Below are 17,656 nucleotides of genomic sequence, written 5' to 3'. Positions count from 1 at the left end.
GACAATAGCGCCCCGATTTTGGCGACGCTTCTGTCTGCGCTCATTTCGCCGGGGCCCGGATCATGTCAATTCCGTGCCGGGTGCTGCGTACAAATGTATTTCCGGATTCAGTAATGGCATTTCCCGCACTGGCGGCCCGACTGCGTACTTTTCTACTCGGTTACAGCGGTACCTCCCTGGCCACCGGCCTGCAAGTCGTGTTGTTGCCGTGGATAGCGGTATCCCTGGTGGATCTGCCCGCGTTGCAGCTGAGTTGGGTGCAGGCGTCGGTGCTGCTGCCGAATCTGGTTTTCCTGCTGTTTGGTGGCGCACTGGCCGATCGCTTTGACTCGGCCCGTGTGGCGACGCTGTCCTGTATCGGCTTGGGCCTGTGTCACGCCGCATTGGCGTATTACCTGTTACATCAACTTCCCAGTCTGCCCCTGTTGCTGATCTACGGCGTGAGCCTTGGTGTGTGCACAGCATTTCTGCAGCCGGCGCGGGATAACCTGGTGCAGCGTTGCGCGCGCGCGCCTGCAGATGGTGACGGACGTCTTGAACGAATTGATGGCGCGCGGGTGCAGCACACGGTGACCTGGATGATGCTGGCCCAGTACGGCGGCCAGGGTGTGGGAATGTTGCTGGCAAGTCGCTTCGATCACTGGGGGGCAGAGCCACTGTTGCTGATTCAGGTCGGTGTGCTGGCACTGGCTGCGGTATTTTTCTTTTGCATGCGTCACACCGGCCCCGCACCCTCAGTGCCTCGACAGAAATTGCCGTCGGCGTTGCTGGAAGGTTTTGCGGAGGTTCGCAAGAGTCGCGCGATTTTGGAATTGGTGCTGCTGGTGGGCTTTAACGGCCTGGTGCATATTGGCGTATTCCTGGTGGTACTGCCGTTGATGGCGGACAGCTATGGCCGCGGCGCCAGTTATTACGCAACACTGCAGATTGCGTTTGTCCTCGGGACTGTGGTCGCAACCGTCGCCATGTTGCGGCGGGGGCAGGGCGATCAGCCGGGGCGCGGAGTGTTGATGTGTCTGCTTTACAGTGCCGCGCTGCTGATTGCCATCAGTTTCGGCCCGACACCCTTTGGCCTGATGCTGTTGTGCGCCTGTTGGGGCGCCGTTGCTGCAGCGTCGGCGGCGCTGGGGAAATCCATTGTGCAGTTGCTGGCGCCGGAGCAGGTGCGCAGCCGGATCATCTCCATCTACCAGCTTTCCCTGTTCGGTTCCGCCGCCATCGGCGCCCTGGCCGCCGGTGTTGTCAGTGAGTTTTCCGCACCGCTGACCACGTTGTTATGGGCGGGGATTTTCAGCCTGGTGGCCTTTATCTTGGCCTGGTTCAGTGGTGCCCTGCGGGCCCTGAATGTTCAGCAGGGCGGCAGTGACCTCTAGTGGTCCGACCGGATTGTTAAACCACCCGGTCGTGGAATTTAACCGGCTCTGGGTAATGGTCTCCGCACCCCGGGCTATGAGGCCCACTGAGCGTCATGACAGCAGTGAAGAAATGAAAAAAAATGCGTGGATCGGGACTGTGGCAAGTGAGTTGCGCGCTTACCTCGGCATCGAGCGCAATAATACCAGCCACCGCGAAAAACTGATTTCCGCCCTCGGTGCTGCACTGGCGATTGTCTGTGTTTTTTGGGCCACCCAGCGCGCTCTGGGGGCGGGGCTGATCGATGTCTCCACCAGCTTTTTCATCATTGCTTCCATGGGTGCAAGTGCCGTACTGCTGTTCGCGGTACCCCATGGTGCCCTGTCACAGCCCTGGGCACTGGCGGGCGGGCATATGATTTCTGCCTTGATCGGACTGATCTGCCACAAGCTGATTGATCATCAGACCCTCGCCGCTGGAGTTGCCGTCGGGGGTGCGGTGGCGGCCATGTATTACCTTCGCTGTATTCACCCACCCGGCGGTGCCACGGCGCTCACCGCGGTGACCGGAGGCGATACGGTGTATCAATTGGGCTTCGACTTCCTGTTGGTGCCGATACTGACCAATGTCTTGCTGATTCTTTCGGTGGCACTGGCCTTCAATGGACTTTTTCCATGGCGGCGTTATCCGGTGCACCTGGGGCGGCGTATCAAGCCGGTGGTAAGTGCCGAGTCTTCCGGTCGTGAAACGGAAATTACCCAGGAGGATTTCGCCGCGGCGATTCAGGAGCAGGATTCCTTTGTGGACATCACCGCGGAGGGATTGACCGAGCTGCTGGAGCTGGCCAAGCAGCATGCGGAGCGCAATGTGGTTCATCCCCGGGAAATTATCGCCGGGCGCTGTTACAGCAACGGCAAGCTGGGGCGACTGTGGAGTGTGCGCCAGGTAGTGGATGAGTCCAGTGAGCCACCGCCGACTCAGGACCGGGTGATCTACAAAGTGCTGGCGGGGGAGGGCGCCTACGATACCGGAATCTGTCTGCGGGATGAGTTCCGTCAGTGGGCCCGTTTCGAGGTCACTCTCAAAAATGGCCACTGGATGAAAACTGGTGAAAGCGTGGACGAAGCGCAGCGATAACTTTCGCCACGCATTCCAGCTTCTGCCTCACACCGGCTTTTACCCCCTACAGAATCCGTGTCAGCTCTACCAGCGGTTGCTGATCCAGAGGGTTTGATAGGGATCCAGGGTAATCGTTGTCAGCATATCCTCGTAGGTAGCCTCGCTGATCAGGTCTTTCCATTCGTCGGTGCCGATCAGATTAATGGCATTCAGCGAAATAGTCTGGGGCTGGTCGGAGATATTGTTGAGGCAGAAGATGCTCTGCCGGCGATCCATACTCTGGCGCCAGAACGCAAACACCTGATCACCAAGGTGCAGTGTGAATTGGGTGGCGTTGGGATGGAATGCCGGTTGTGTGCGGCGGATTTTTATCAGTCGTCGCAGCTGCTGGAATACCACGTGATGGTGGCTGTCCGGGTCCGCGAGTTTTTCATTCAGGTCGTGTTCCTGCCACTGCCGACGGTTGATGGCGCGGTTGTGGCCGTGCTCTTTCATGCGCTCGTAGTCGTTGGTGGTGCCCACCAGACTGTGCAGGTAAAACGCCGGAAGTCCTTCCAGAGCCAACATAATGGCATGGGCGCAGATAAACCGCCGCAGCTGCCATTCGTCCTCCCCTGCGGTGGTGCCCTTGAGGGCGTCAAACAGGGCAATATTGATCTCGTAGGGTTTGTTGCTGCCGTCGTCCAGCGCGCGCCAGGAAACCTGGCCACCAAAATTTTCCATGGTCTGGATCAGCGCTTCCAGCTCGCTGTCGTCCAGCAGCCCCTCTACCGGGCGCAGGCCGATACCGTCGTGGGAGGCAATAAAATTGAAATAGGTGGTGCCGTTCTGGGCCGGCGGCATGCTCATCAGCCAGTTTTTCAGGTAGCGGCAATTGCCGGTGACCAGGGTGTTGACCAGCAGTGGCGGTAGGGAAAAGTTGTAGATGCAGTGGGCTTCGTTGGCGTTACCGAAATAAGACAGGTTTTCCTGATTGGGAATATTGGTTTCGGTAATGATCACCGCATTGGGATTTGCGTGTTCGATCAGGGTGCGCAGCAGACGCACGATTTCGTGAGTTTCTTCCAGATTCAGGCAGTTGGTGCCCAACCGCTTCCAGATAAAGGCAACAGCATCCAGGCGGAATACACGCACGCCCATGTCCAGGTACAGGCGGATGATGTCGACGATTTTCGCCAGCACCTTGGGGTTTTTGAAATCCAGGTCGATCTGGTCATGACCAAAGGTGCACCACACGTGGCGTGTGCCCTGGGGGGTACTGGTGGCGCGCAACAGCGGGGTAATGCGAGGGCGCACCACTTTACTCAGGTCTTCACTCGGGTCCACCTCGACAAAAAAATCACTGCCGGGATCCTCACCCTTCTGATAGTTCAGGAACCAATCGTGTTGCGCGGAGCAGTGATTGATGACGAGGTCCGCCATCAGGTGGAAGTCAGTACTGATGCGCAATATGTCATGCCAGTCTCCCAGCGGCGGGTCCACCTGTTTATAGGCGGCAACGGCAAAGCCATCGTCACTGCTGTAGGGGAAAAACGGCAGTATATGCACCGTATTGATCAGCATCGGGAAGTGCGTCTGCAGAAAATGATGCAGGACTTTCAGGGGGGGCTGATTCTCGCCGAGGATACTGTTGCCGTAGGTAATCACGGCAATGTCGGTCTGATCCCAGAGGTTTTTGTGGGCCAGCGGACTCTGGCAGTCTTCGTCCAGCCGCATGGTGTGGATCAGTTCCTGGGCAATGGACTCGATACCGAGTTCCGGATAAATAAATGCCAGGTGGTCCACCACCTTCTGGTACAGCACTTCTTTAATGGGTAATTGCGCCGTTGAATGACTCACATCCCCTCCCTTTTTTAGGTTTTCAAAAACAGGCGATCAAGCGCTGTACTCTTCATAATCCGCTTCCACCGCCAGCCTCAGCCGCTGCAGAAAACCGGGTTCCGCACTGGTAATACGGTTCCAGCTGGGGATAAACGGCGTTTCCATGGGATTTTCCAGAAAGGCCATCCCGGCCTTGACCAGGTTGCTGGCAAACAGCTCCACAGTCTGCTCTTCTTTATGAATATCAAATTTCAGGCCATTTATGATGGCGTCGTTGCGGTAGGTTTCGACAAAGTCCAGCGCCACGCGGAAATAGGTGGCCTTGATGCTGCGGAATGTCTCGGAAGAAAACACCGTGCCCTGGGTAGCCAGTTTGCGGAAAAACGACTTGGCAATGTCGATGGACATTTTTGACAGACCGCACTGTTCGTCGTCAAAAGATACGTCCTGATGCTTGTGGTCGTAGGCGTGGGCGATATCCACCTGGCACAGGCGGTTGGTGGAATAGTTGCGGTGCATTTCCGACAGCACACCAATTTCCAGTCCCCAGTCGCTGGGAATTCGCAGATCGTTGACCACATCCCGGCGCAGGGAGAACTCTCCGGCAAGGGAGTAGCGGAAGCTGTCCATATACTCCAGATAGTCGGTGTGGCCGTAGATTTTTTTCAGGGTACGGATCAGGGGGGTAACCAAAAGGCGGCAGACGCGGCCATTGATTTTGCCATTGGCTACCCGGGAGTAGTAACCCTTGCAGAATTCGTAGTTGAAATTAGGGTTGGCCACGGGATAGAACAGTCGCGCCAGTAGCATGCGGTCGTAAGTAACGATGTCGCAATCGTGCAGGGCGATGGCCTCGCCGCGACCGGACGCGAGAATATAGCCCAGGCAGTACCAGACATTGCGCCCCTTACCGGCCTCCTTCGGGGCCAGGCCATCGCGTTGCAACTGCTCATCCAGCTCCTGTAGACGCGGGCCATCATTCCATAGCACGCGCACGTGTTGGGGGAGTACCGAGAACTGCTTGAGGGCGTCGCGATATTGGGATTCATCGGCGCGGTCGAGACCGATCACGATCTCCGAGAGGTAGGGGACTTCTGCCAATATTTTGAGAATCCTTGGGAGCGCCTCACCTTCGAGCTCGGAATACAGCGAGGGCAGCAGCAGTGACATGGGTCTTTGCCTGGAAAAACGCATCAGGTCTGCTTCCATGTCCTCCAGGCTGCGGTTCGACAGATTGTGCAGGGTGGTAACGGCACCGTTCTGGAAAAAATCGGTCACTGTTGACTCCTTATGAGTTTGTATTTGGCTGAGCCTCTAGCAATTGCTCATGAATGGCTTGCGACCACCCCTGAGGGCCTGTTTCGCGGGTGACGACGAGATTCGGGTGGCTTCGGAGGGTTGGGGGTGGGTGCGCGGGGGAGCGCACGATAATGGCGACGTCGGAGACTTTCAGCATGTCCAGGTCATTGGGCCCATCGCCACTGGCGATCAGCTTGCAGTCGCGGTCACTGTATTGCTGGTAGATCTTTTTCAGCAGCCGGGTGGCGATGCCTTTGTCGGTCTGGCCGAGCAGGTGCAGAAAGCGCCCTCCCTGCAGTGTTGCGAAGCCGGCGGCATTGGCGCGGGCGATGAACGCGGCCTTTTCCTGTTCGTCCCCCTGCCACAGCAGCGGTTCGGAATAGTCCCGCCGCCCCGCTTTCTCCGCTTCGGCGCTGGTCAGTCCGGTGGCGGTGACGATTTCGCGAGTGCTGGCGGCGGCGAAATTCAGATAGGGCGCGCCGTGGGTGTCAGCGTCGTGGTGTAGAAATTCGAGGATACAGTGACGCGGCACTCCCGGCTCCAGTATCCAGTAGCCGGCTTGGTCTCTTGCGCGGTGCGGTTTGTGGGGGAAATAGCCCTGGGGGATAAAAATCGCCGAGCCGTTTTCCACAATGAAGGGGTGGTGATTGTGCAGGGACTGGCGCAGTTCCAGTATTTCTTCACGGGTTTTGCTGCTGTTGAGGATCACCGGTATATCCAGGGACTCCAGCAGCACCAGTGTCGCGTCTGCAGGCTGGTGTGAGTAGGTGTAGTGATCCAGCAGGGTGCCGTCGAGATCGCTAATGATCAGCCATTGCTGTTCTGGTCTTGTAATTTGCGTCATTCGATTTGGGCTTTTGCACGGTTTTCCGGCACGTTTTTCCCGCGCCTTTTATTTGAATAATCCAAAAATAGTGCCAGTCACCGGAAAGCGTGCTGTTGCACCGGCTGAGGGCAGTCTTTTGGCGCAAATTTTAGTGAGTAGCCCCGGGGGAAATTCTGCGGCCTGAAATATTGCACGGAATTGGTGAGGCCTGTGTGTGGGTGTGCATTGTTTTGCACAAAATTAGTGCGATGATGTTGTCTGACGGAAGGGATCGTTTGCGAATACAGCTGTCGAGGGTCTCGGCAGCTGTATTCAGGTTATGGACGATGAATTAGAAGCTGGCGGAGGGGCTCAGGCTCTGTCCGGAAGTGAAACTGTTGTTGCTGCCGTTTTGCCACTCGATGCCGGCACTGGGGTTCTGCTCTTCCCGCTTCAGGCACTTCCACTCTACCGCCTGATCCGTGGGCAGGTTGATGCTGCCGTTCCAGCTGGGGTAGTTATCCGGATTGAGTTTTTGCGCGCTCGCCGGATTCCAGTTGCCCAGCTCGCTGATATTTCCCACTACATAGACGCTCTGGCCCCAGTAGGTGTAGCCGTTATTACAGGTAAACGCGGTGTCGATCCGACCACCACTGGAGCTGCTGCTGGAAGAGCTGCTTCCAGATGAGCTACCGCCGGAACTGCTGCCAGAAGAGGAGCTGCCCCCAGAACTGCTGCTTGAACCCGGGCAGTCGGAGCAGGGCTCACCTACCCGCGCGCCTACATGAATGGCAGACGCATTGTGGTAGTAGACCTGAAAGGTGCCGTTGCCATTGCCGTCGATGGTGACGGTGGGGCCACTACAGCTGCCGGTGAGAGTATCAAAGTCTCCCTGGAGGATGTCGCAGTAAATCCCTTCAGGCATACCGGTCTGGAAGCTGTGGCTAAGGTCATTTCCCTCCATGTTGATGGCGACGAAACCCAGGCCACCCCGGCCCCACGCCATCTGGTTGTTGCCGTTGTCCCAGTAATCGGTGACCCCCCAGTGTGCGGCGGTGTGGTTGCGGAATCCCACCATATTGGCGATGGCACGGTTGCGGTGTTCGCACAGCCAGCCGTTGTTACAGCTGCTGGCACCTTGGGGCGGGGGGCCCTGGTCGTGATCCTGCCAGTCATAGCTCGACATGATTTTCGGGTAGCCGTAGGGCCAGCCCAGCATAAATACATGGGCCATATTATTGGCATTGTTCCCGTCCTTGTGAGTAATGATATTACCGGTGTTCTGACGCTGGTTGTCGTGGTTGGCAACAAATACCACGGCGTCGGTACTCGGCAACCAGCCGGACCAGGAGCCGATATTGCTGATTTCCCGCAGCGGGCCGCGCAATTTGAAATAGTGCCCGAGGGTGTTGCTGAAATTGAATTCAGTAACATCTCCGATCCAGTTGTAATCCATTGTGGTAACGGGTTCCCCACCGGCACCGATTACTTCCTGAAAAATATACGGATTGCCGGTAAGGCGGCTTTTGATGCCGTTGATATCTGCTGCGGGGATATGTTTGGCGGCGTCGATACGAAAGCCCGCCACACCCAGGCTGGTGAGGTCGTTGAGGTAGTCGGCGATTTTCTGTTGTACGTAATCGGATTCGGTTTTGAGGTCGTTGAGACCCACCAGGTCGCAGTTCTGAATCGACCAGGTATTGCCGTAGTCAATATCGGATGTGCAGTTATGGAAGTCATTCGGACCGTAGGGCACTTCCGGAAAGTTGCGATCCCAGGCGGCCATATGGTTGATCACTGCATCCACGTATATATCGACTCCGACCGCCTTGCAGCGGCTCACCATGCTGGCGAATTGTGCACGGCTGCCGGAGCGCCCCTCAATGCTGTAACTGACGGGCTGGTAGCGGGTCCACCACTGGCTGCCGTCAACGGATTTTTGCGGCGGGGAAACCTGTACTGCGGAAAAACCTTTTGGGCCGAGTTGGTTTTCGCACTCGCTGGCGACGTCGTCCCATTGCCATTCGAACAGATGTACAAACGCCGTCCGCGGCGTTTCCGCTTTCGTGGCAGCGCAAGCGCCCGCGAGTGCCACAGACGCCATCATCGCTAGTATTTTTTGCATTCGGATCACCTTTTTTACGTTATTTTGCTGTGATCGATCCACCTGTGGTGGCTTTCCGGCAGCGCGGATCCATCCCGTTTTTTCCTGTACCGCGTACTTCCCAGGCGCTGCCTCAATCAGAGGCAACACCTGGGAAATTACGTGGCGGGAACCGCTGCAGAAACCCACTGCAGGCAGGGGGAGAGAGGGGAGTAGAAGGGCGATTATCGAATTGGGTGGGGCGTAGAAGAATTTTGCGCAACTTTTATGCGGTTTTTACGTAACTATTACATAACTATTCCGTGGCATTTACGTCGCTTTTACGCGAGTTTCGCGCAACTGGCGTCGCGGGCATAAAGCCCGCGAGGCTCAATAAAGGGAATGCCGCGTTGGCGGTAATCCACTCGCGGCACAGGGCTCTCAGGGCGCCATGCAGCTGAGACAGCGGACATACAGGGCCCGCGGATCTTTGAAGCTCTTCAGCTCCGCCAGTGGTTGCAGTGCCGGCTGAATGCTGCTGAACCAGGCGCCCAGGGGGAGGTTCTGTTCCACACTGGCGGCGATACGGGCGTCGACGTTTTCCGCCAGTGCACGCATCAGTTTTTCGCTCGGGGTCATTTCCCGCTGGATTTCCACCACCTCGTAGGTATCCAGCTTTGCGATCTGTGCAGCGTCGGCGATGGCGTCCTTGAGGTTGCCCAGTTCGTCCACCAGTCCCAGCTCCAGCGCGGCACGACCGGTCCACACCTGGCCCTGGGCAATTTTATGGATTTCCTCGGGGCTGCTGTGACGGGCTTCGGCGACCAGGCGCAGGAACTGTCCATAGGTGTTTTCCACGCTCTGCTGAATGATATCTGCTGCCGCCTCGGGCAAAGCGCGGTCCAGGCGCATGGTGCCTGCCAGAGCCGTGGTGCCGACGCCATCGTTGTAGATGCCGAGGTGTTCCAGGGATTCCTCAAAGGTCGGGAAGGCGCCGAAGACACCGATGGAGCCGGTAATGGTCGATGGAGAGGCCCAGATACGGTCACCACCGGCGGCGATCCAGTAGCCACCGGAAGCGGCCACGCTGCCCATGGAAATGATTACCGGAATGCCGGCCTCACGGGTCGCGAGCAGCTCCTGGCGAATGGCTTCCGAGGCAAAGGCGGAGCCGCCGGGGCTGTCGATTCGCAGTACCAGGGCTTTCACCGCTTTTTCCCGCGCTTCGGCGATCAGGCTGGTCAGTGTTGCGCTGCCAATCTGACCCTCTGGCGCTTCTCCATCAACGATGGCACCGACGGCGCTGATCAGGCCAATTTTGTCGGATTGATGGTGGGGGGCCGGCAATTGTGTGAGCTTGATGTGCCGCAGGTAATCCGTTGCACTGATGGATTTGTACTGGGATTTGTCGGCGCTGCTGACACCTACCAGCTCCTGTAGCTCCGCTTCGACGGCGCGGCGGGTAACCAGCTTGTCGACAAATTTGTTGGTCAACGCAGCTTGTGCCCAGTTGCCGTTTTCGTCGCGCAGTTTCTGCGGCATTTCGGCGATATAGCTGTCCACCGCGTCCGGTGGCAGGTTGCGCAGACCGGTTACCTGTTCGGTGTATTCAGTCCACAGCTGGTGCAGCCAGCGGGCGTTGTTTTCCCGCGAGGCCGGGGACATGTCGTCGCGGGTGTAGGGTTCGATATAGTCCTTGTAATCGCCGACGCGGAATACATGGAAGTTGACTTTCAGCTTGTCCAGGGCGCTTTTGTAGTAGTTGCGATAACTGCCGAACCCGGTGATCAGCAGGGAGCCCATGGGGTTCATGTATATTTTGTCGGCGTGGCTGGCGAGAAAATACTGTCCCTGGGTAAAGTTGTCGCCGATGGCGTAGACCGGTTTTTCACTGGCTTTGAAGCGTTGTACGGCTTCGCCGACTTCTTCCAGCTTGCTCAGACTGGCGCCGCCGAGATAGTCCAGCTCCAGTACCAGTGCGGCAATACGGTTGTCGTTCGCGGCGCGGTCGATGGCGTCCACCAGGTCCTTGACCCGGGTCTCCGGGGCTGTGGAGCGACCGCTGAGAAAGCCCGGCAGGCCGGTGGGTTGGCTCAGCTCGTCCACCAGCGCCCCTGCCGGAGCTACCTTGAGGGCTGCGCCCTGAGGTACGGTGATGCGTTCTTCGCCGCCGAAAATTGCCAGTCCGATAAACAGCAGAACCAGGAGAAACAGGATGTTGGTGAATACCCGGCGCAGCCAGGTGATAGCGCCGCCGATGGCACTAAAAATACGACGGACAGGGCCGCGTTGACGGGTTACTTCGCTCAAACCTGAAACTCCTTGTCGGTCTGTCTTTTACCGGTAAGTAATGTGTTTATGCACTTGGCTCGTGCAATGGCGGTCCCCTTAGCGGGTACCTGTAGGGGAATGCATATTCCGTCCAATTGCCGATCTAAGTGTTTGTATTCTGTAGCTGGACCTGCCAGCGACTGCTCATCATTGAGGAAACAAACAGGATAAGGCTGAGGACAGCCAGGACGCCATGCTGCCAGCCGCGTGTAGGCATCATTACGTCGACAATACCGGCGGTGATATACAGCAGCAGGATAAAACACAGCCAGAGATAGCTGCGCTGGTTCTGTTTGAGCAACCCCGGAAGTACCAGCAGCAGGGGGATGGTCTGTAGCAGCCACCATTTCACGGACCCGTCGAGAAACAGATTCCACACCGCGAACAGTAGCAGAAGGCCGCCGTAACAGACCCAGTTGAGTTTTCTGGCGGCTTCCAGCTTGCGGGCGACCTGTACGGTGTCGATGGCCTTGGTTTTTTTCGCCACGTTCAATCTCCCAGCTGCTGTGCCAACTTGCCGATGCGATTGCCAAGGGCACGGCACAGACTGATTTCATCGTTACTCAGTTCGCCGCCGTTGCCGGCAGCCCAGTGGGAGGCACCGTAGGGGGTGCCGCCGGTGGTGGTGTGCATCAGCGCGGCTTCGGAATAGGGAATCCCGGCGATCAGCATGCCGTGATGCAGCAGGGGCAGCATCATGGAGATCAGGGTGCTCTCCTGTCCACCGTGCAGGCTGCCGGTGGAAGTGAATACGGCGGCGGGTTTACCGGTGAGGCTGCCATCGAGCCACATGTCGCTGGTCTGGTCGAGAAAGTAGCGCAGGGGCGCGGCCATATTACCGAAACGGGTTGGGCTACCGAGTAACAGGCCGGCACAGTGGCGCAGGTCGTCTGCGGTACAGTAGGGCGCGCCGCTGTCGGGCACCGCTGGCAGGCTGGCTTCGCTGTCCGGAGAAACCGGCGGCACTGTGCGCAGGCGTGCGCTGAGCCCGGATGCTTCCACGCCGCGGGCCAGCTCTGCGGCTATTTTGGCAGTGGCGCCGTTGCGGCTGTAATAAAGCACGAGTACATAGGCCTCGGAGGCGGTCGGTGAAGCCATTTATAGCAGCTCCAGCGCGTTTTCCGGCGGGCGGCCGAGTACCGCCCGGTCGCCCTTGACCACGATGGGGCGCTCGATCAGCTTGGGGTGGGCGACCATGGCGGCGATCAGTTCGTTGTCACTCAGCGCATCGTCTTTGAGATTCAGCTCCTTGTAGGCGTCTTCCCCCTTGCGCAGCAGGTCGCGGGCCCCGATACCGAGTTTGCCGAGCAGAGCGCTTAGGGTGGCGGCATCCGGCGGCGTTTCCAGATACAGCACGATTTCCGGTTCGACGTTATTGTCCTGCAGGAGTTGCAGGGTCTGACGGGATTTTGAACAGCGCGGGTTATGGTAGATCGTCCACATCGAGGGGGTATCCTGTTAAGGTTTGGCGTATTCTAACAGGTGACTGTTGGTCGTCCATGAACCTGTCAGTTTGGTGGGCTACGCTGGGGTATGGCGTATTTTATAGACAGGTTGCACGGCGTTTTCCGCCGGGTTCGTTCGAGAATCCGGCGCACATGGCTATATAACAAACTGAGAAGACCCATGACTGAAATGGTGCACCGCTGGCGTCGTTTTTTTACCTCCCTGTGGAAGGTGTTCAACGAAAAGAATTGCCGGCAGAATGCTGCTGCTCTTACCTATATGACACTGTTTGCGATAGTTCCACTGGTGACGGTGAGCTACGCCATGCTGTCACTGTTTCCGGATTTCGCCGGCTTGGAAAGTAAAATCCAGCAGCAGATCTTCTCTCATTTCGTGCCCGAGAGCGGTCGTGAGGTACAGGAGTACATCAATAGCTTCTCTGTGCAGGCCCAGCGGCTGACCGGTGTCGGTATCGCCATACTGCTGCTGACCGCGGGCTTTATGCTGAAAAATATCGAGACCACCTTCAACGCCATCTGGGATATCCCCAAGGGGCGCAAGGGGGTTTCCAGCTTTCTGTTGTACTGGGCAATCCTGAGCCTTGGCCCCATCCTTCTGGGGGCCGGGATGGCCGCCACCACTTACCTGTTTTCGCAGAAAGTCCTCGCCCAGAACGACAGCCTTGGCCTGCTGCCGGTGGTGCTGCGGGTGCTGCCGTTCATTTTTACCGCCATCGCGTTCACGCTGCTGTTTGTGGCGGTACCAAACTGCCGGGTGCCGCTGCGGCACGGGTTTGCCGGTGGCGTGATTACCGCAATGGCGTTTGAGGCGGCCAAGTACCTGTTTGGCGCCCTTGTTTCACGCAGTTCCGTACAGGCGATTTACGGTGCTTTCGCCTTTGTGCCGATGTTTCTGATCTGGATCTACACCATGTGGATGATCGTGCTGGCCGGGTGCGTACTGGTGCGGACCTTGTCCGCATACCACGCCGCTGCGCAGGGGAGAAATTATTCCGATCTGGTGGCGACACTGGTGCTGTTGTCGAAATTCTTTACGAATTATCAGAAGGGCCTGTCAATTAGCGAGCAGGATATTTCCCGTGCGGGTATTGGACCGGTCCAGTGGCGGCGCATTCGCGAGATTTTGCAGGCTCACAGTGTGATCGCGCAAACCGATCGCAACGACCATGTGCTGGTGCGCGACCTGGATTCGGTGACCCTTGAACAGTTGCTTGACTGGCTGCATCCCATGCCGGTGCCTGCGAGCGGCCACCGCGAACTGAATTCGCGTCCCTGGTTCCGGGAAGTGGACGCGCGTTTCCGCGAGGCGCGGGACTTTTCGCATGAGCACCTCTCCCAGAGCCTGGGCGATCTGTTCCGCGAGTCCATGGCGGCGGAAATACTGGAGAAGACAGTGGAGCCGGTTGCAGAACCCGCTGAGTTGCCTCCGCCAGACAGAATCAACGACGACAACTCTGCCAATAAAGGAAGCCGCCGCGATGCCCGCAGCAAATCTTCGAGTCGTACCGCGAGTTCCTGAAAAATTTGCCCTGTTGTTTGCGCTGTGTCTCGCTACCCTGCTGGCGGGTGGGTGTGAAGGCCGCAACGGTGGCCTGCAGACCCTCGAAGGTGATTCGCTGGATACCGCCGGCAAGGTTCTGGTGGTGAATTATTGGGCGGAGTGGTGCGCCCCCTGCCGGGAGGAGATCCCCGAACTTAACGCCTTCTACCGTGAGCAAAAGGGGCGGGCAATCGTTGTGGGGATCAATTTTGACCAGCTGACATCGGAGCAGGTGACGGAGCAGGCGCGAAAGTTCGAAATCGAATTCCCATTGCTGGCGGCGGCGCCACCTGGCCGCTGGGGGCAGGCGGTCCCTCAGGTGTTGCCGTCCACCTTTATCATCGACGACCGCGGGCAGTGGCGACAGACCCTGGTCGGCCCGCAATCGGTGGCGTCTCTGGCTGAGGCGGTAGCCGCTGTTCATCCGCAGTAGTCTGCCGGTGTCATTTTCGGCACGGGTCGGCTGCTGACCCAACTCTCTCTTCTAAAACTATAACTAAAGCGTCTTTAAAGGAAATGCGCGCCAACTGATAGGATGCGTTCGGTTTTTTGTCGGTAAAAACAGCAAACTGGAACTAAAAATACATGCAATTGAGTGCATTGCTCCTTCTGGCGTTTTACTTTTTCCTGATGTGGCCACTGGCGCGCTGGCATCGCAGTCGCAATTCACTGGCTCCCGCAGTATTTGCGGGCCTGTTGCTGGGGGTTCTGTTGGGTGGGTTCATGCATCTGGCGGAAGGCTGGGGTGTGGATATTCCCTTCGTTCTTGACTGGGTCGGGTTGATTGGCGAAGGCTATGTCAACCTGCTGCACCTGCTGGTAATGCCGCTGGTGCTGGTCTGTATCCTGGGGGCAGTGGTGAAGGTCAGCAACACCCGCTCCCTCGGCAAAATCAGTGTGTCCGTCCTCGCTGTGTTGCTGGGCACCACCGCTATTTCAGCAGTGATGGGTGTGCTCATTGCGCAATTGTTCGGGCTGACCGCAGACGGGTTGGTGGAAGGTGCACGGGAAGCCGCGCGGGTGGAAGTGCTGAACGAGCGCATCGGTCGTGTTGCCGATCTCAGTATTCCGGAAATTCTCACTTCATTTATTTCACGCAACATTTTCGCCGACCTGGCCGGGCAGCGGGATACCTCGGTGATCGCCGTGGTGATTTTTGCCGTACTGCTTGGGTTGGCAGCGCTCGCGGTGCGTCGGGATAATCCAGAGCAGGGCGCGGCTATTGAACAGTTTGTGTCGGTGGCCCAGGCCTGGATCATGAAACTGGTGCGCCTGATTATGGCGTTTACCCCTTATGGGGTGATGGCGCTGGTGACGGCGCTGATTGCCAAATCCAGTTGGGCCGACATATTCAACCTGTTCAATTTTGTGCTCGCTTCGTTTGTGGCCATCGCCTTGATGTTCGTAGTACACGGATTGCTGTTACTGGTGAACGGGATCAGCCCGTTGCACTTTTTTGCCAAAGTCTGGCCGGTGCTGGTGTTTGCATTCAGCTCCCGCTCGAGCGCGGCGACCATTCCTCTGAATGTCGAAACCCAGATCGATGAGCTGAAAATCTCCCCGGCCATCGCCAACTTTTCCGCCTCCTTCGGTGCCACCATCGGCCAGAATGGCTGTGCCGGTATCTACCCGGCGATGCTGGCGGTCATGGTGGCCGTGCCCCTGGGTATCCATGTGTTTGATCCTGTGTGGCTACTGTCGCTGATTGCAGTGATTGTGATCAGCTCTTTCGGTATCGCTGGTGTCGGCGGCGGGGCCACCTTCGCTGCCCTGGTCGTACTGCCTACTATGGGACTGCCTGTGCAGATTGCGGCACTGCTGATCTCCGTAGAACCCATGATTGATATGGCTCGCACCGCCCTGAACGTCAACGGTGCCATGACCGCGGGTACCCTGACCCAACGCTGGTTGGGCGCGCGCGCTACACAGACCGGTGGTCCGCAAAGTTTCCCGGATTGAATACAGATACCGGGTCGCACATAGATAAATGTGTCTGAGTTCAGGAAAGATTCAGCCACACCGCCGTACATTGCTCCCATCGGCCAAACAGGCCAGTAAAAGGCGCCCGCCCCAACTGCAGGAACTGCCGGGGCGTTAGCAGCAGGGTGCCGCAGTCCGTTACAGGGAGCATCGAACATGGTCAAGATTCACAAACTCTTCAAGCGGTTGGCCTTTGTGGGCCTGACTGCCTCACTGGCGACCGTCAGCATCCACAGCGTCGCCGGCGACAGCGGCTACTACGAAGGCCAGGATGGCTACGACTATGCCATCGTGACCAGCGTTACCCCCATCTACCAGGATGTACAGATGGTAGAACCCCGCACCCAGTGCTGGGACCAGACTGTCTCTTACCAGCAGCCTTCCCCTGCAGGCGCCATTATCGGCGGCCTGATCGGCGCAGCCGTGGGCCGCGATGCCGCGCGGGGATATCGCCACGGCTATGGTCGCCACAGACATTACCACTCGGGCAACAAGGGCGCGGGTATGGCCGCGGGCGCCGCGGTGGGTGCGGTGATCGGCAGTGCTATCAGTCGTCACAATACGCCAGTGACCTACGGTACCGAGCAGCGCTGCCAGGTTGTCGAGCAGGTGAGCAGTCGCCGGGAGTTGGTCGGATATGACGTAAACTACCGCTACAACGGTCAGGAATTTCTGATTCGCACTGACCGCCATCCAGGAGATAGAATCCGGGTTCGTGTCGACGTAACGCCGGTTCTTTGATAAAGCCTGGCGGGCACTTTCAAAATAACAGGAGCTGCATTGTGAAATTCTCCGCTGCCCCTCTGGCCGCGTATGCACTGATTACCGGATTGTTTGCCGCATTATTGGCTGGCCCGCTGCTCGCCGCCGGGCCGGACACAAACGGCTATCGGCCGGGGCATTCACTGAATGTGCAGCCCCTGGCCACCATGCGTGTGCAGAATAAGGGGATTTCCAGGGACCAGGCCGCGGCGTTGGTGAAGCGCCGATTCGGTGGCAAGATCCTGGCGATCAAAGAGGTGCAGCGAGATGGCCGCTCTGTATTCAGAGTGAAGGGACTTTCCGAAAAAAGTCAGGTCTATGTGGTGTTCGTGGACAAGCAGACAGGGCAGATATCCCGCTGATCACGGTACCCGTTTCTTTGCCGTCCGCACCTGACCATCTGGACAAGAGGATAATGTATGCGCGCACTTCTGGTTGAAGACGAACACCTTTTACGTGAGCAGCTGGCGGCGTCACTACGTAAAGCCGGCTACACCGTAGATGAAGCACCGGACGGTGAAGAGGCTCTGTATCTGGGCCGGGAATATCCCTACGATGTGGCGGTATTGGATCTGGGCCTGCCGAAAATCGACGGTATCAACGTTATCGAAACCCTGCGCAAAGAAGCGCGGCACTTTCCCATCCTGATTCTCACCGCTCGCGGCCACTGGCAGGAGCGGGTGCGCGGCCTGGAGGCGGGCGGTGACGATTACCTCACCAAACCGTTTCACACCGAAGAATTACTGGCGCGGCTGAATGCGCTGGTGCGCCGCTCTGCTGGCTTTTCTTCTCCCACCATCACCGCCGGGGCTATCCAGTTGGACACCAGTTCCCAGCGGGTGAGTGTTTCCGGTAGTGAGCTGGAACTTACGTCCTTCGAATACAAGGTACTGGAATACCTGATGCTGCACCCGGATGAAGTGGTGTCCAAAACCACATTGACCGAACACATTTACGAACAGGACTGCGACCGCGACAGTAATGTGATTGAAGTGTTTATCGGCCGTCTGCGCAAAAAACTGGATGCCGCCGGTGGGATGAAACCCATTGAGACGCTGCGTGGTCGCGGCTACCGATTCAGCGCTGCGGACTGATTC

16 protein-coding genes are annotated in these 17,656 nt (G+C 57.8%); 8 read left to right on the top strand and 8 right to left on the bottom strand.

Translation table 11 applies throughout. The features are described from left to right. The first annotated feature begins 113 nt into the window (after positions 1 to 113). Entirely contained in the window at positions 114 to 1,373 is a 1,260-nt protein-coding gene (locus PVT68_RS05905) for an MFS transporter (protein ID WP_280321738.1), read from the top strand. Between the two features lie 112 nt (positions 1,374 to 1,485). Next, positions 1,486 to 2,490, top strand: coding sequence for an HPP family protein (locus PVT68_RS05900; RefSeq protein ID WP_280321737.1), 1,005 nt, complete (start codon positions 1,486 to 1,488; stop codon positions 2,488 to 2,490). 66 nt (positions 2,491 to 2,556) lie between these two features. On the opposite strand, the gene PVT68_RS05895 is transcribed toward PVT68_RS05900, so the two are convergent. The 8 genes from PVT68_RS05895 to arsC form a co-directional block, all read right to left on the bottom strand. Then, on the bottom strand, positions 2,557 to 4,311 hold the full coding sequence (locus PVT68_RS05895; protein ID WP_280321736.1) for a sugar phosphorylase: 1,755 nt from the start codon (positions 4,309 to 4,311) through the stop codon (positions 2,557 to 2,559). Positions 4,312 to 4,347: 36 nt separating this feature from the next. After that, positions 4,348 to 5,571, bottom strand: a complete 1,224-nt coding sequence (locus PVT68_RS05890) for a glycosyltransferase family protein (protein WP_280321735.1) — start codon at positions 5,569 to 5,571, stop codon at positions 4,348 to 4,350. Between the two features lie 10 nt (positions 5,572 to 5,581). Then, positions 5,582 to 6,436 carry an HAD-IIB family hydrolase gene (locus PVT68_RS05885; protein WP_280321734.1) on the bottom strand — a complete coding sequence of 285 codons (855 nt, stop codon included), beginning with the start codon at positions 6,434 to 6,436 and terminating at the stop codon, positions 5,582 to 5,584. Positions 6,437 to 6,749: 313 nt separating this feature from the next. Next, entirely contained in the window at positions 6,750 to 8,522 is a 1,773-nt protein-coding gene (locus PVT68_RS05880; protein WP_280321733.1) for a carbohydrate-binding module family 20 domain-containing protein, read from the bottom strand. Positions 8,523 to 8,921: 399 nt separating this feature from the next. Next, positions 8,922 to 10,790: a signal peptide peptidase SppA gene (gene sppA, locus PVT68_RS05875; RefSeq protein ID WP_280321732.1), complete on the bottom strand. Its 1,869-nt coding sequence runs from the start codon at positions 10,788 to 10,790 to the stop codon at positions 8,922 to 8,924. Between the two features lie 124 nt (positions 10,791 to 10,914). Continuing rightward, positions 10,915 to 11,298 (bottom strand): DUF2069 domain-containing protein, encoded by a 384-nt coding sequence (locus PVT68_RS05870; protein WP_280321731.1) that lies wholly within the window; start codon positions 11,296 to 11,298, stop codon positions 10,915 to 10,917. A 2-nt stretch (positions 11,299 to 11,300) separates the two neighbouring features. Beyond that, positions 11,301 to 11,909 (bottom strand): NAD(P)H:quinone oxidoreductase, encoded by a 609-nt coding sequence (gene wrbA, locus PVT68_RS05865; RefSeq protein WP_280321729.1) that lies wholly within the window; start codon positions 11,907 to 11,909, stop codon positions 11,301 to 11,303. Beyond that, positions 11,910 to 12,254, bottom strand: coding sequence for an arsenate reductase (glutaredoxin) (gene arsC / locus PVT68_RS05860; RefSeq protein WP_280321727.1), 345 nt, complete (start codon positions 12,252 to 12,254; stop codon positions 11,910 to 11,912). A gap of 183 nt (positions 12,255 to 12,437) precedes the next feature. Between arsC and PVT68_RS05855 the strand changes: the two genes are divergently transcribed. From PVT68_RS05855 to PVT68_RS05830, 6 genes are all read left to right on the top strand, one after another. Next, positions 12,438 to 13,796: a YihY family inner membrane protein gene (locus PVT68_RS05855; protein ID WP_280321726.1), complete on the top strand. Its 1,359-nt coding sequence runs from the start codon at positions 12,438 to 12,440 to the stop codon at positions 13,794 to 13,796. Beyond that, entirely contained in the window at positions 13,756 to 14,250 is a 495-nt protein-coding gene (locus PVT68_RS05850; RefSeq protein ID WP_280321725.1) for a TlpA family protein disulfide reductase, read from the top strand. Before PVT68_RS05855 ends, PVT68_RS05850 begins: the two co-directional genes overlap by 41 nt. A gap of 152 nt (positions 14,251 to 14,402) precedes the next feature. Continuing rightward, a complete protein-coding gene (locus PVT68_RS05845; RefSeq protein ID WP_280321724.1) occupies positions 14,403 to 15,776 on the top strand; it encodes an L-cystine transporter in 1,374 nt (457 codons plus the stop codon). Between the two features lie 177 nt (positions 15,777 to 15,953). Next, positions 15,954 to 16,538, top strand: a complete 585-nt coding sequence (locus PVT68_RS05840; protein WP_280321723.1) for a glycine zipper 2TM domain-containing protein — start codon at positions 15,954 to 15,956, stop codon at positions 16,536 to 16,538. A 41-nt stretch (positions 16,539 to 16,579) separates the two neighbouring features. Further along, positions 16,580 to 16,921: a PepSY domain-containing protein gene (locus PVT68_RS05835; RefSeq protein WP_280321722.1), complete on the top strand. Its 342-nt coding sequence runs from the start codon at positions 16,580 to 16,582 to the stop codon at positions 16,919 to 16,921. 57 nt (positions 16,922 to 16,978) lie between these two features. Next, a complete protein-coding gene (locus tag PVT68_RS05830; RefSeq protein ID WP_280321721.1) occupies positions 16,979 to 17,653 on the top strand; it encodes a response regulator transcription factor in 675 nt (224 codons plus the stop codon). The last annotated feature ends 3 nt before the right edge of the window (positions 17,654 to 17,656 follow it).

The organism is Microbulbifer bruguierae, from assembly GCF_029869925.1.
Lineage (GTDB): Bacteria > Pseudomonadota > Gammaproteobacteria > Pseudomonadales > Cellvibrionaceae > Microbulbifer > Microbulbifer bruguierae.
Note: the sequence above shows the minus strand (reverse complement) of the source record. Positions and strands in the feature narration are given on the sequence as shown.

Excerpts from the sequence above, each read along its gene's own strand:
- PVT68_RS05905 (WP_280321738.1), top strand. The coding sequence starts at position 114 with ATGGCATTTCCCGCACTGGCGGCCCGACTGCGTACTTTTCTACTCGGT.
- PVT68_RS05900 (WP_280321737.1), top strand. The coding sequence starts at position 1,486 with ATGAAAAAAAATGCGTGGATCGGGACTGTGGCAAGTGAGTTGCGCGCT.
- PVT68_RS05885 (WP_280321734.1), bottom strand. The coding sequence starts at position 6,436 with ATGACGCAAATTACAAGACCAGAACAGCAATGGCTGATCATTAGCGAT.
- PVT68_RS05880 (WP_280321733.1), bottom strand. The coding sequence starts at position 8,522 with ATGCAAAAAATACTAGCGATGATGGCGTCTGTGGCACTCGCGGGCGCT.
- wrbA (WP_280321729.1), bottom strand. The coding sequence starts at position 11,909 with ATGGCTTCACCGACCGCCTCCGAGGCCTATGTACTCGTGCTTTATTAC.
- arsC (WP_280321727.1), bottom strand. The coding sequence starts at position 12,254 with ATGTGGACGATCTACCATAACCCGCGCTGTTCAAAATCCCGTCAGACC.
- PVT68_RS05855 (WP_280321726.1), top strand. The coding sequence starts at position 12,438 with ATGACTGAAATGGTGCACCGCTGGCGTCGTTTTTTTACCTCCCTGTGG.
- PVT68_RS05850 (WP_280321725.1), top strand. The coding sequence starts at position 13,756 with ATGCCCGCAGCAAATCTTCGAGTCGTACCGCGAGTTCCTGAAAAATTT.
- PVT68_RS05845 (WP_280321724.1), top strand. The coding sequence starts at position 14,403 with ATGCAATTGAGTGCATTGCTCCTTCTGGCGTTTTACTTTTTCCTGATG.
- PVT68_RS05840 (WP_280321723.1), top strand. The coding sequence starts at position 15,954 with ATGGTCAAGATTCACAAACTCTTCAAGCGGTTGGCCTTTGTGGGCCTG.
- PVT68_RS05830 (WP_280321721.1), top strand. The coding sequence starts at position 16,979 with ATGCGCGCACTTCTGGTTGAAGACGAACACCTTTTACGTGAGCAGCTG.